Source organism: Variovorax nitratireducens, from assembly GCF_051216545.1.
Classification (GTDB): domain Bacteria; phylum Pseudomonadota; class Gammaproteobacteria; order Burkholderiales; family Burkholderiaceae_C; genus Variovorax.
The window spans coordinates 511,420-525,483 of record NZ_JBPJZO010000001.1; the positions used below are offsets into that span (position 1 = coordinate 511,420).

8 protein-coding genes are annotated in these 14,064 nt (G+C 67.9%); 4 read left to right on the plus strand and 4 right to left on the minus strand.

Annotated elements, in window-relative coordinates; genetic code table 11:
- Both ACSFA8_RS02385 and ACSFA8_RS02390 read left to right on the plus strand, forming a co-directional pair.
- Complete coding sequence (locus ACSFA8_RS02385; protein ID WP_435477919.1) at positions 1-993, plus strand: amidohydrolase family protein; 993 nt, start codon at positions 1-3, stop codon at positions 991-993.
- A gap of 31 nt (positions 994-1,024) precedes the next feature.
- Entirely contained in the window at positions 1,025-2,380 is a 1,356-nt protein-coding gene (locus ACSFA8_RS02390; protein WP_435477920.1) for an MFS transporter, read from the plus strand.
- Between the two features lie 34 nt (positions 2,381-2,414).
- Here the strand turns inward: ACSFA8_RS02390 and ACSFA8_RS02395 are convergent, their stop codons facing one another.
- From ACSFA8_RS02395 to ACSFA8_RS02410, 4 genes are all read right to left on the minus strand, one after another.
- Positions 2,415-2,690 (minus strand): DUF2277 domain-containing protein, encoded by a 276-nt coding sequence (locus ACSFA8_RS02395; RefSeq protein WP_435477921.1) that lies wholly within the window; start codon positions 2,688-2,690, stop codon positions 2,415-2,417.
- A 59-nt stretch (positions 2,691-2,749) separates the two neighbouring features.
- Complete coding sequence (locus ACSFA8_RS02400) at positions 2,750-4,459, minus strand: ShlB/FhaC/HecB family hemolysin secretion/activation protein (RefSeq protein ID WP_435477922.1); 1,710 nt, start codon at positions 4,457-4,459, stop codon at positions 2,750-2,752.
- Complete coding sequence (locus tag ACSFA8_RS02405; RefSeq protein WP_435477923.1) at positions 4,456-5,814, minus strand: collagen-like triple helix repeat-containing protein; 1,359 nt, start codon at positions 5,812-5,814, stop codon at positions 4,456-4,458. The genes ACSFA8_RS02400 and ACSFA8_RS02405 overlap by 4 nt, the downstream gene beginning before the upstream one ends.
- 284 nt (positions 5,815-6,098) lie before the next feature.
- Complete coding sequence (locus ACSFA8_RS02410; RefSeq protein WP_435477924.1) at positions 6,099-12,107, minus strand: alpha-2-macroglobulin family protein; 6,009 nt, start codon at positions 12,105-12,107, stop codon at positions 6,099-6,101.
- 84 nt (positions 12,108-12,191) lie between these two features.
- Here ACSFA8_RS02410 and ACSFA8_RS02415 point away from each other — a divergent pair, with 84 nt between their 5' ends.
- Together ACSFA8_RS02415 and ACSFA8_RS02420 are read left to right on the plus strand one after the other, a co-directional pair.
- A complete protein-coding gene (locus tag ACSFA8_RS02415) occupies positions 12,192-13,496 on the plus strand; it encodes a tetratricopeptide repeat protein (protein WP_435477925.1) in 1,305 nt (434 codons plus the stop codon).
- Between the two features lie 10 nt (positions 13,497-13,506).
- Positions 13,507-14,055, plus strand: coding sequence for a hypothetical protein (locus ACSFA8_RS02420; protein WP_435477926.1), 549 nt, complete (start codon positions 13,507-13,509; stop codon positions 14,053-14,055).
- Positions 14,056-14,064: the final 9 nt, after the last annotated feature.

The following is a 14,064-nucleotide window of genomic DNA, read 5'->3' on the forward strand; positions in this document are numbered from 1 at the left end:
ATGCAAGGAAAGATTGGACTCGAAGAGCACTTCGCGCTCGAAGAAACCGTGATGGACTCCGCGGGCTTCGCGCCGGAGACGCACTGGCCGGAACTGCGCGCGCGCCTGCTCGACATCCACGACCGGCGGCTGCGCGAAATGGACGCCAACGGCATGCAGATGATGCTGCTGTCGCTCAACGCGCCGGCCGTCCAGGCGATCCCCGACACTGCGCGGGCCAACGATGTCGCGCGCCGCGCGAACGACTTCCTGGCCGAGCAGGTCGCCAGGCGGCCAGACCGGTTCCAGGCCTTCGCGGCGCTGCCGATGCAAGACCCGGATCTCGCGGCCCGCGAGCTCGAGCGCTGCGTCAGGGATCTTCACTTCAAGGGCGCGCTGGTCAACGGGTTCTCCCAGGTCGGCGATGCGAAGTCGGCCGTCTACTACGACCTCGATCGCTACTGGCCCTTCTGGGAAGTCGTGCAAAAGCTCGACGTGCCGTTCTACCTGCATCCGCGCAACCCGCTGCCGGCCGACGCAAGGATCTATGACGGGCACCCCTGGCTGCTCGGGCCGACCTGGGGGTTCGGACAGGAGACGGCGGTGCATGCGTTGCGCCTGATGTGCAGCGGCCTGTTCGACAAGTACCCGAAGCTCACCATCATCCTCGGCCACATGGGCGAGGGACTCCCCTACAGCATGTGGCGCATCGACAACCGCAATGCGTGGATCGGCACGCCGCCCACCTATCCGGCGCGCCGCAAGATCGCCGAGTACTTCCGCGAGAACTTCTACCTCACGACCTCGGGCAACTTCCGGACGCAGACGCTCATCGACGCGATCCTTGAGATCGGCGCCGACCGGATCCTGTTCTCGACCGACTGGCCGTTCGAGAACGTCGACCATGCCGCCCACTGGTTCGACGCGGCCAGCATCAGCGAACGCGACCGCGAAAAGATCGGCCGTACCAACGCGATCGAGTTGTTCGGCCTGGACGCATCCCTTTCGACCTAGCAGCAACGCATCAAATACAAAGGAGACAGACATGACCAATCAAGTCAACATCGACGTCAACGAGGAGCTGGCCGAAGCGAAGGTCGGCCGCCTGCACAAGTGGCTGGGCGTCATGATGGCGACGCTCACGCTGTTCGACGGCTACGACACCTTCAACCCGGCCTACGTCATCCACTACGTGGCGGGCCCCTGGGGCCTTGCGCCGGGGCAGGCCGGCTTTCTGGTATCGAGCGGGCTGGTGGGCTTCCTGATCGGCGCGGCAGCGCATGGCATCGTGGCCGATCGCTGGGGGCGACGGGTGACCCTGCTTGGCGGCCTCTGGATCACCAGCATCTTCACGCTGGCGACACCGCTGCTGGGCGACTCGTTCGCCTCGTTCTGCACCCTGCGCGTGTTGACCGGCCTCGGCCTGGGCGTGCTGCTGCCGCTCGCAACCACCTACATCAACGAGCTTGCGCCGCGCCGCGTGGCCAACACCTTCTCGCTGTGGGGCGTGGCGTTCGGCTGGGCCCTGGGCGGCACGATGGCCGGGCTGGTGGGCGTGTTCCTCACGCCGATCTTCGGCTGGAAGGTGCTGTACTGGATCGGCTCGCTGTCGATCCCGCTGACCATCGCGCTGCACTTCTGCCTGCCGGAGTCCGTCAAGTTCCTGGCGCTGAAGGGCCGCATCGAGGACATCCGGGCGCTGCTGACGCGCCTGCGCCCCGAACGTGCCGAGGCCTTGCGCAACGCGCGTCTGGTGGTGACGGGATCCACCACACAGCGCAATCCGGTGGCCGCGCTTCTGACGCCGCAAAACCGTCGTACCACGCTCACGATCTGGCTGGCTGCGTTCCTGAGCCTGTTCTGTATCTTCGGCCTCACCGGCTGGATTCCGACCGTGATGATGAAGCGGGGCGAGACCTTCGCCGCGAGCTTTGGATTCGGCGCCCTGATGCAGATCATGTCTTTCGTCGGCGGCCTGGTCTGCGGGTATCTGGCCGACCGCAGGGGCTCGAGCCGCAGCGTGCTGGCGACCTGGTGGGCGCTGGGCGGGCTCTCGGTGCTGGCGCTGGTCTTTCTGGACGGCCATGCCGTCAACATCGTGTGCACGGCGGCGGCCGGCTTCTTCGTGATCGGTGCGCAGTACGTGCTGAACAACTTCACGGCGCGCGCTTTCGACACCAGCGTGCGTGCGACGGCGGTCGGCATGATGCTCAGCGTCGGACGGATCGGCGCGATCCTCGGCCCGTTCGTCGTGGGGACGCTGCAGCAGGTCTCAGCAGGGCCGATGCCGATGTTCGTGCTGATCGGCTGCGCGTCGATCGTCGCAGCCATTGCCATTGCTTCGCTGGCAGGACGGACGGCGCCAACGCGCGAGGTCTCGCCATTGCATGTGCATGGATAGGAAGCCCTGCGCGACTTCCTGACTCGTGGGGCCGCTATCCGGGCGCCCCGAACCGGGCGGCCGAGCGGGCTTTGGCCTTCACGGCCTCGACCGCCCGGTCGCGCGGGTCGGCCGTGGTAACGAGGGACGCGATCAGCGTGCGCGCCGCCGCCGCCACGTCTTCGACGGCACGGTCGAACGCCTCGGCATTGGTCTTCGACGGCAAGCTGAAGCCACTGAGTTTGCGCACGAACTGCAGCGACGCATCGCGTATTTCCTGCTCCGTGGCGGGCGGCTCGAAGTTGAAGAGGGTCCGGATGTTTCGGCACATGGCAGCTCCGCGAGGTGGGCGATTTCCTCGGGATGGTAGCGCTGCGATGCCGGGCTTTCCTAGCGGGCCGCCAGCTGGTAGGTCAGCAGCAGCGTCACCCGCGCTTTGCGCGCCGGGTTGCTGGCCGTAGCGTCACCGGTGGGCTTGGCCAGCGCGAGGTCGAGGCTGTAGTGCCGGTTGTCGGAGAAACGCACGCCCAGTGCCATCGAATGCAGTTTCGATGGCATCGGCTGGCCCCGTTGTGTGGAGACACGCGCTGCCTCGAGCAGCAGGTAGGGCTCGATCTGCTTGAGCCACGCGCTGTCCATCGTGAACAGCCGGTTCAGTTCGGCCGCGATGCCCCAGCCGGAGTCGCCGGCCGCGTCGCCCATTGCATAACCACGGCCGAAACGCGTGCCGCCGAACGAGATGCGCTCGGATGCGGCCAGCGTGTGCGCGCTGTACTGTGCGCCGAACGAAACGGCCGTGCCCAGCTGGTTCGCATAGCGGTCGCGCTGGCTGGCGTCGAAGGTGATGCGCGTGAAGTCGAGCCGCGCCGGGTTTGCGCCGGCCAGGCCGGGCACGTTGCTGTAGACGGTGGCGGATGCGCCGGCACCACGCACGCCCTGGGCCAGCATCACGCTGGCGCTGCGGCTGCGGTCGGGTTGCGCGTCGGCATAGGCCAGCTGGGCGAACAGCGCACGCACGCTCGTGTCTTCGCTGAGCTGGCGGCCGGTGGCCGGCGCGCGGTACTGGTCGATGTTGTCGACGCTGTAGATGCCGCCGCTCAAAGTGATGCTGCTGCGCGCGGTCAGCAGCAGCGGGTAGCTGGCCGACAGGTCGATGCGCCGGTTGGTGTTGAAGCGCTCGATGCTGGCGCCGCGGCCCATCGCCTCGTCGGGGTAGCCGCGGTAGCTTGACAGGGCGGCCTTGAAGGTCAGGCCATCGGTGCCGACCATCTGCGAGTAGCCGAGCGTCAACAGCTTCTCGCGCTCGTAGTTGCCAAGCAGCGTCGACGCGCTGAGCTGGCTGCCAGAGGCAATCGGATCGTTCCACACGCCGCTGAGCACGGCGCGCGGCGTCGGCTTGCGCAGATCAGCGCCGATGGAGACGTTGTACGGTTCGCGCTTCACCTTGACCACCAGCGTGGTGGCGCCGTCGGTGCTGGCGGGCAATGCGGCGGTGGCATCGACCGACAGGCCTGGCAGCCGAGCGAGCAACTGCGTGACCCGCTCGAAGGCGGCCAGCGTCAGCGGCCGCTGCGTGACCAGGCGCCCTGCAATTTCGCGCAGCTTGGACTCGGCATTGCCGGCATCGCCTTCGACGCGGATCGCCGAGACAAATCCTTCGACCGCGACCACGCGCACCACGCCCTCGGCGAAGTCCTGATCGGGCACGAAAACGAATGAAAGGGGGTGACCCCGGTCGCGATAGAGCGCCGTGGCGCCGTTCGCAACGGCCACCAGTTGTGCCACGGTCACCGCTTGTCCGGCCAGCGGTGCGAAGCGGCTGGCAACCTCGTCGAACGGCATTGCGCTGACGCCTTCGATGTCGAAACGGGTCGGGCGCACCACCTGTGCCATGCGTCCCGCGCCGACGTCGGGCGGGGCCTGTACGGTCACGCGTGTGCCCGGCGTGGTGCCCGGGGGCAGCGGCAGAGGCCGCGCCTCGGGCAACTGGTCGAGCGGATTGCCCGGTGCCGCACTTTGCGCGTGCAGCATGCCGGTACAGCCGACCAGACCGAGCAACGCGCAGAGGCGCACAGCCCGGAGATGAGCGCGTGGGCTCATTGGCCGAATCGAAGGCCGGCCCCGAGACCTCCCGCCACGCTGGTGACCGTGCCCACTGTCGCACCAAGGCCGGCGCCCGCGCCGGCCCCGATGCTCGAGCCGCCGGTGACGCCCGCGACGCCCGCGACGCCCGCGACGCCGGTGGTGACGCTGCCGACCGCTCCGCCGACGGTCGCGCCGATGCCGCCGATGCCGCCGACGGTCGTGGTGACGCCGGCGACAGTGCCGCCAAGGCCGTTCACCATCGTGCCCGCCGGCCCGCCGATCGCGCTGCCCAGGCTGGTGGTCGTGCTGCCGACCACACCGCCCACGCTCGCAACGGACACACCGACACCCGCGCCTGCACCGGCACTGACGCCAACGCCCGACAGCGTCGAACCCAGGCCACCGATGCCGCCGGGCGCACCGCCGGCGCTGCCCCCGGGCGCATTGACCAGGCCACCCAGGCTTGCCACCGTGGCCCCGCCTGCCGTGGTGACGCCGCCGAGCGAACCCACCACCGGCAGGGTCGGGACTCCCAATTGCTGGATACCGCTGCCGAGTTGCCCGGTCAGGTGGTCGACCGGCATGCCCAGGCCGGTTGCCGCGCCGACCCGCTGGGTCAGAGTGATGGCGCTCTCGTCAATGCGGCGCACCACCGTGCTCGCGCTGCCGGTTACCTGGCGCACTACGCCCTTGCCGGCGACACCCGCAACGACGTCTGCCGTCTTGCCCACGAGTGCACCCGCCGTGCCGGTCACCGGTGCCAGCGGGGTGTTCGCGCCGACAGTGGCGACGCCATCACCCAGTTGACGAACGGCGACGGGCACACTGTCCACTGTGACGCCGATGGCGTTGGCCTGGTTCAGGTTGCCCAGGCCGCCTGTCACGCCGTTGCCGAGGGTGTCAAGCGCGCCGCCGGACGCATCGAGCAGGCCGTTCGCCGGGCCGCCATGGATGCCAGCGACCACGGCCCCCGCCTCGCTCACCGTCTTGCCGGTGTTCGAGAGCAGCGAATTGCTCGCGCTCAACGCAGGGCTGATCGGGGTGCCTCCGCCGCCGCCCGAGCCGCCACCTCCGGTGCCACCGCCGCCGACGCCAGTACCGCCGCCGGAACCACCGCCAGATCCACCGCTGGAACCACCGCCGCCACCGACCACGGTGCCGGTACTGCCACCGGCACCAGAGTCCGTGCCGCCGCCTGGCGCGCCGCTTGCATCGGCGCCGATGCCGCCGGGCGTCGCGCCGTCGCTGACGCCGCCGAAGCCGCCGCCAAGCGAGCCATTCGAGGAACACCCGCCGAGCATGGAAAGTGCTGCCGCAAGGGCTGCGGCGGATGCCAGAAGTTGAAACCGGGGTCGATAGATCGCAGTCATGTGAAGCTCCGCAAAACAGGTTGGAGTTGCAGGTTCGAACTATCCATGTCGTTCCCGCGCCAGCGCTGCGGCGATAGGTCGAAACTGCCGCAGACACAAACCTGTTTTACGTCCCGGAATCATTTCCTTACAAAGGTGAAACCCCCGTTCGACAAGAAACCGGAGCGCCGGACGTGACGAACTGCACGTCTGCATCGTCAGATCTCGCTTTGTAGGTCAAAGGTTCTCTCTTGATGGTTCGGGCGTCTTGAGAGGTGCAAAGCCTGCAGAGAAATGGAGCGCAACTACTTCGCCGCTTCCACCTTCACCCGCGCATTCGGCACCTCGCCGAACATTTCCGGCGCATACATCGCCTCGACCCGGCTCGGCGGCAGCGCGAAGTCGCCGACGTTGTTGAGGCGCACGGTGTATTCCATCTTCACCACGCCCTTGGGCAGGTACTCGTAGTAGCTGCGGAAGGCCTCGAAGCTGCGCTCCTCGAACGCGGGCCAGCCGGCGCCGGTTTTCTTCTCGCCCTGGGTCGCGATCTGCGAGTCGCGGCCGAGGCCGCTGCCGAGGATGGTGGCCCCGCCGGGGATCGGGTCGGTGATCGCCACCCAGGTCATGTCGGAGCTGGCGTTCACCTCGAGCGTCACGCGCAGCACGTCGCCGCGCGTGTACTTGCCGGCCGTGGCCTGCTCGACCGGTGCGATCGTTTTCTTGATCGCATAGCCGGCCGCGAACGGCGCCTTCAACTGGATGGCGGCGATCGACTGCAGCGTCAGCCAGGGCTTGCCGGCGCCCTGTTGCGTGACCAGCAAGGTGTCGCGCACCGGCGCCGAGCCTGTCGCGCCGGCCCACGGCAGGAACATGCTGTTGTTGCGCAGGTTGCCGGGCGAGGCCGGTGCGCCGAAGAAGCTGGCCTGGTTCGGCGCACCGGCCGCGTCGCTGGTCTTCACGCGTTCGACCTTGCTCCAGTCGACCTGCGCCTTCGCCGCGCCGAGCGTGGCGGCGGTGATGCCGGCCACCGGCGTGCTCTCGAACACCTTGGAGAACTTGTCGAGCGCGAGCCCGCCCCAGAGGTTGGCCGTGGTGGTGTGCCAGGCGCCGTTCTGTTGGCGGCCGATGAAGCCGTTGGCGAGTTTGCCGATGTCGTCCTTCCAGCCCGGGTCGTCCATCACGGCCAGCAACAGGCGCGCGGTGTTGACGTCGGCGTTGGTCATCAGCCACCACAGGTAGTCGTCCTGCTCGGTGCTGAAAATTACCTTCGTGCCCTGGTAGCTCAGGCGCGCCTTCAACACGTTGCTGGCTTCGTCGAGCCGCTGCTGGCGCTGCGGCACGTCCTGCACGCGCTTCAGGATCTGCAGCCAGTCGATCACCGCGCTGGTGGGCCACTGGTTCGGCGCGATCGTGATGCTGCCGAGCATGCGGCCTTGCGCCTTGCCGTAACGCGACAGCGCCTCGAGCGCAGCCAGCTTGCGCAGGTCCAGATCCTTGCGCGGGCTCCAGAACTCGCGCTGGATGCGGCCTTCGACAAAGGCGATCAGACCGCGCTCCATCGGCGCGCGCACGTCGTCGGCGAGGGCAAAGGCCGGGTCGAGCGCGGCCGCTTCGTGCGTGGCGGCCAGCAGGTACGAGGTGAGGATGTCGCTGCCGCGATTCGCCTCGCCGTCGCGCGGCGGGAAGTAGTTGGCCAGGCCGTCGCTGTCGAGGTAGCTCGGCAATTGCGCGAGCACGCCTTGCCACATCTTCGCGTCGCGCAGGCCGACCGCCTTGCTGGTTTTCTGTTCGAGGCAACTGAAGGGGTAGGCCGCGAACCAGTCGCGCACGCCGGGCAGGCCTTCGGCGAGCTTGGGTTGCAGGCTCATCTTCAGGCCGCCGCGGCCGGGCAGGGCGTCTGCGGGCGGTGCGACGTCGAGCGTGAAGGGCCCGTCGATCTGCACCAGCGTGGCCTGTTGCACCGTGAGCGGCACGGCCGGGATGATGCGTTGCCGCGCCTTGAGCGCATCGTGCGCACCGCCGATGGTGTCTTTGGCCTCGATCTCCCAAAGAATGGCTTCGGCGCGCGTCTGCGCGAGCTGCGCCGGCGCCGTCACGTTCCACGCGAGTTCACGTGCCTCGCCGGCGGGGATCTCGACCGTCTGCGGCTCCAGCGTAAGCAGGGTGGCGCGCGGCGAGGCCAGCACCTTCATGGCTTTCTGCGTGGTGTTGCGCAGCGTGATCTGGGCGCGGAACTGGTCGTCCTCGCGCACCAGCGGCGGCAGGCCGCTGATGATCTGCAAGTCCTGCGTGGCCTGGATGCTGGTCTGGCCGGTGCCGAACAGCCCGGTACCCATGTCGGCCACGGCCACGATCCTGAAAGTCGTCAGCGCATCGTTGAGCGGCACCGTCACCACGGCCTGGCCGTTGGCGTCGAGCACCACCTTCGGGTTCCACAGCAGCAGCGTCTCGAGCAGCTCGCGCGTCTGGCCCTTGCCGCCGCCACCGCCCGCGGGCACGGCCTTGCGGCCGTAGTGCCGGCGCCCGACGATTTCCATCTGCGCGGTGGACGTGCTCACGCCCCAGCTGCGCCGTTGCAGCATCGCGTCGAGCAGGTTCCAGCTGGTGTTGGGCATCAGCTCCAGCAGGGCCTGGTCGACCGCGGCCAGCGCCACCTCGGCGCCCGCCGCGGGCTTGCCGTCGGGCAGCTTGCCGGTGATGGTGATCTGCGCCTTGCCGCGCACCGGGTAGCCGGGCTTGTCGCTCGCCACTGTCACGTCGATCTGATGCGCCTTGGTGCCGACGCGGATCTCGGCCAGGCCGAGCCGGTAGGCCGGCTTGCTGAGGTCGACCAGCGCGGTCGGCGCCACATATTCCTTGCCCTCGTACCAGAAGGCCGTCCACCATTCGCGCGGCGCCTTGAAGCCCCAGGTGAAGAAGCTGTACCAGGGCACGTCGCGCAGGCGGCCGCGCAGCGCGAGCACGCTCACGTACGCGTTCGGGCCCCAGCTGGACTTGACCTGCAGGCTCACGGTCGGGTCTTGCCCGTTGAGCTGCACCACGTGCGTTTCGAGGATGCCCTCGCGCTCCACCGACACCAGCGCGGTCGCAAAACGGAACGGGCTGCGCACCTGGAACCTGGCGACCTCGCCGGGCTGGTAGCTCTTCTTTTCAGGCAGCACGTCTATGCGGTCGTTGTCCTCGCCACCGAACCAGAGTTCGCCCTGCTTCGTCACATACACCGAGCTGGCGGCCAGACTCGCGCGGCCTTCGCTGTCTTTCGCGCTCACCACCAGTTCGACCTGGCCGGCTTCCTTGAGCGCGGCATCGCACAGCAGCAGTCCGCGCGCGTCGCTCTTGCCGCTGCAGACACTGCCGAGATCCTTGGTCTCGGTCTTGTTGTCGTAGGTGTAGAAGCCGCCCACCATCCGCTTGCGGCTGGTGGTGGTGATGCGCGCCACGGCGCGCACGTCGATCGCGACGCCGGCCTGCGGCTTGCCGGCGAGGTCGAGCGCCAGCGCCTGGAACTTGAGTTTCTTGTCGGTCGACACCCAGCCTTCGGTCTTGAGGCCCGCGATCACCGCCGCAGGCCACAGCGTCTGCGTGCTGCGGATGGTTTGCACCTCGCCATTCGGGTCGGAGTAGGTGGCCTCGATCAGCAGGTCGCGCGGGGCCTTGGCCCATGACAGCTTGTCGATGGTGACCTTGCCGGCGCCGTTCTTGTCGAGCGTCGTGGGCAGCTTGTCGGCGACCACGCGGGCATCGTCGGAGGCGGCGGCTTCCTCGTCGGCATTGGCTGCAGGCGTATCGGACTTCTGCGGCTGCGAAAAGCTGAACGTGTCGTAGTCGCTGAAGCTCAGCGTCTTGCCGCGCACGAGCGCCGACACGCGCACCGGCAGGTTGGCGGCGGCACCACCGGCCACGTAGTTGATCTGCACGTCGGTGGGCACCGAGGTCACGGCCACCAGCGGCTTCTTGTCGGTCGGGCCAACGCGGCCTTCCAGCACCGGCAGGCGGAACTCCTCCACGCGGAACTGGCCGGTGGCGAAGCTGGTGCGGCGGCCGTCTTCATGCTCGTCGGCCTTTTCCTTGCCGGTGCGCAGCATCACCTCGTAGGCGCCGAGCTTGGCCGCAGGCGGAATCGCGAAGATGCTTTCGGCGCTCTGCCCGCCGCTCGGGGTCTTGCGCCACTTCACGTCCTGCGTGAACTGCTGGCCGCTGCCGGTGTGCGTGAGCACCAGCGTGTCGGGCAGGTCTGGGGGCAGGCCGAAGCCGGTGCTGGCCTGCGTGCGGATGATGTGCTTCATCGACACCGTTTCGCCGGCGCGCAGCAGCGTGCGGTCGACGATGGTGTGGGCAATGCTGTCGGGCTCCGGCTGCAGGCTGGTCGGCACGTTGAAGCGCCAGGGCTCGATGCCGCGCTGCCAGTCGCTCCAGGTGAAGGCGAGGTCTTCCACGCCTTTTTCGTCCCCGGCATCCTTGCCGGTCAGGGTCGCGCGGGCGCTGACGAAGTACGCGTTACCGCCGTAGTCGCCGTCGCCGTTGCCGGAGCAGGTGGGCGGCTCGGACGAGATGCCTTTCAGCGTTGCGATGCCATTGGCATCGGTGGTGCCGGCAGCCACCTCCTTGCCGTCGCAGCCCGACACGCGCACCGCGGCACCGGCCACGACCTTGCCCTTGTCGAGCGTGGTCACCCAGGCCAGCGCGTTCTCGCGGCCCAGCTTGAAGTGCACCGCCAGGTTGGTGGCCAGCGCGCTGGTGCGCACGTACATCGTGCGACCGTTGCCATAGCGTTCGTCGAGCAGCGAATCGCCGAGCTTTTGCGACGCGATCTCCAGCACGTGGAAGCCCGGCGTGAGCGGAATGCCGATCACTTCGAACGGACGCGGGGCGCCGCCTTCTGCCTTGGGCATGTCGAGCGTCTTCACGCCGGCCTGACCGTCGAGCAGCGAGAGCATGCGCGTTTGCACGCTGGTCTTGTCGTCTTTGTCGATCACCTTCGGCAGCACGCCCTTCACATCGCGTGCAGCCACCTTGCGGTCGACCACATAGCTGCTGTCGTAGCGCCGCACCTTGCGAAACCAGGCAATGATTTCGGCGTCGGTCTTGGGGTTCAGATCGCTCACCTTGCCGGGCGTCAGGGCCTGCAGCTTGAGTGCGGGCTCCACGTTGCGCACCGTCACCGGCATCATCGCCACCCCGTTCGACTCGGCCAGCCGCTCGACCACGCCGAACGGCGAAGCCGCGAACTTGGCGAGCGGCGGCATGGCACCCGTCGACACTTTCAGCGGAAAGCTCGTCGGCGAGGCCAACGGGCGGTCCGACTCGTCCTTGAAGCCGGCCGGAAGCTCGACGGTGAACTGCGTCTGCTCGGGGAAGGGCGCCGGGAAGCTGACCGAATCGACCAGCGTTTCGGCATCGACCTGGCCGTCGTCGTTGAACTTGGGCGCGATGCTCTTGCCGCCGCCCTTGACCACGATCTGCGCAGCCAGCCTGCGCGGCACCGGCGCGTTGAACGACAGCGACATCGGCCGCAGCGGCAGGCAGGCGGCCTGCGCGTTCTCGCGTTCGCAGCTGAACGACACGGCAAAAGGCTCGCGCACCTGGAAGTTGAAGCGGCGCTCCACCTTGTTGGCAACGCCGGAGGGCGTGGCCACGCCGGTGCCGTACACCAGTTGCACCTTGGCCGAGGGCGGCAGGGTGCGGTTGCATCGCAACGCGGCAAAACGCAGCGGGTCTTTGGCCGCGCGCTCGGTCGCGCCCATCGATTTCAGCAGCGCGGCCCGTTCGGCCTCGGCCAGCGCCACCACCGGAATACGCTCGCCGATGCCATCGGCCTGGCACCACACGTTGGTGAGCAAGGTCTGGGTGCTGGCCGCGCCGTTCAGTTCGAGCACGAAGAACTGCTGCTCGTCGATGCGCCCGCCGCCCGGGCGGATGCTGCGAACGAACGGGCCGCCGCTATTGAATTGATAGCTGCTCGCGCCGGTGAGCTCTGCACCGGAGGCCGATTTGAAGCCTGAAACCCGGGTGACGCTGCAGCGCACGCCAGGCGTCAGGTCGTTCTCGAAGTCGAACACCCATTGCTTCTCGCCAGTCCAGCGGCCGGTGCCCTTGCCGGCCTGGGCATCGCTGCAGCTCACGGTGAGCGGCGCGGGCGCCTTCGGGTCGCCGAAGGTGACGGCAGCCTGGTCGAACTTGGCGACGATCTGCCGGACGCGTGCCACCTCGCCCTGCGGCGTGAGGCTTGTGATCTGGAGCGCCTGGGCTCCAAGGGACAGGCCGGCCAGCAGGGCTGCGGCGGCGAGGGTCTTGTAGGTGTTGTAAGCGTTCAACGGTCTCTCCTGTGCGCTGGGAGGTTATCGCAACTTGTTCACGTCTCGATACACTTCCCATGAAGAACAAGAGGACGAGGATTCATGACACCAATGCGCTCACGTGCCGCGCCGATCACGCCGTTCTGGCTGCGCCTGCCGCGGTTTTTCCTGTTTCCGCTGCAGTGGGAGCCGCTGCTGTATGCGCTGGTGCTCTCGCTGTGCAGCCTGCTCGTCCTTGTGATCCCGCTGCCTTTTGCGATCATCCTGATCGAGCTGGGCATCCTGCTTGCGGCCAGCCGCTACAGCTTCAAGGTCATCCAGCTCAGTTCGCAGGGCTTTCTGCGCACCCGGGACTTTCCGCCGCAGCGCGACCCGGACCTGGTCAACCTGCCGTGGAAGCTGTTCGCGATCCTGCTGGTCATGAGCTTCCTGATCGGCGGCCTGGCCTACGTTTCGAAGAACCTCGCCATCGCCGGCTGGGCGGTCGTTTCCTTTGCATTGCCGGCCATCGCCGTGGTTCTGGTGCAGACGGCCAGCCTCGGCCAATCCCTCAACCCGGCGCTCTGGTGGTCGGTGATGCGCGCGATGGGCTGGCCCTATGTGGCGCTGTGGGCCTTTTTGTTCTTCCTGAGCGGCGGCGCCGAGATCGCGCTTCCGCTGGTGGCGCCGCTGGTCGCCCGCTGGATGCTGCTGCCGCTGATCAATTTCGTGCTGATCTATTTCAGCTGGGCCATGTCGGCGCTGCTCGGCTATGCGATGTACCAGTACCACGAAGAGCTCGGCATCGACCAGCGCTTCGTGCCGCAGGCCGCGTCCGGCGAGCGCGATGTGTCGGAAGAGGCCCGCGCGATCGACGCGCACGTGGCCGACATGGTCGAGCATGGCGAGATCGACAACGCCGTGGGCATTGCCTACGACGCGGCGCGCGGGGCCGAGAACGACCTGCATGCACAGCGCCGCTACCACCGGGTGCTGGCCGTATCCAGCAAGACCGACGACCTGCTGCGCCATGGCAAGCGCTTCATCGAGCTGCTGATGCACAGCAAGCTGGAGACCGAAGCGCTCGCGGTGTACCAGACCTGCATTGGCAAGGACCCGCAGTTCCTCTGCGACAACCCGGCCCATGTGGTGAGCTTTGCACGCCTGCAATGGCGCGCCGGTGACGCACGCGCTGCGCTGGCTTTGCTCAAGGGCTTCGACAAGCGCAACGCCGGGCATGCCGCGATTCCCGATGCCTACGAACTGGCCGCACGTGTGCTGATACAGGGCCTGGATCGGCGCGACATGGCCATGCCGATCCTGCAGACCATGAAAAGACGCTACCCGAAGACGCCGCAAACCGAAGAGGTGAGCTGGCTGCTGCGCGACGACGACCCGACCACCCGGGGCGCCAAGCTCGCCGGGTGACTGTGACCCTGTGACCCGCATCCAGGCCCGGCGCAAGCTCATCGTCATCGTCCTGCTGTGCGTCGCCGTGGGCGGCGCGCTGCTGCGGCAATTTGCGCCACCGGCCTCGATGCTGCGCGACCTCGGCACGCTGCTGATGCTGCTGTGGCTCCCGGTCATCGGCAACATCGTCGCGTGGCTGGTTGCGAAAGTGCGACGCCCCGCTTCGCCCGGGTCGACCGGGCCGGTGCCGGCGGTTTTCGGCGCAGCGGGCACGTTCAGTCCCCACGCCTGGGTCGAGCTCACGCTGCGGGAGGCCGCGCTGCCCGTCGAAGACACGCCGATCGCCGCCGGCGAACACCATTGCGCACTGGTGGTCGGCAACGATGGCTTCACGGCGCGCTGGTTGGTGCGGCCCGACGACACCGTTCGTCGCGGCAAGGCGCATGCCCTGCAGGTCGAGTTTCTGACGCCAGCGGTCGCGCTGCCGCGGTTTCAGCGCAACGCCACCTTCCGGATGCTGGTCGGCGGCGCGTTCATCGGGGACGGCCGGGTGCTCGAGGTGCTGGGCCGGGCCTGAGCGGGCCGC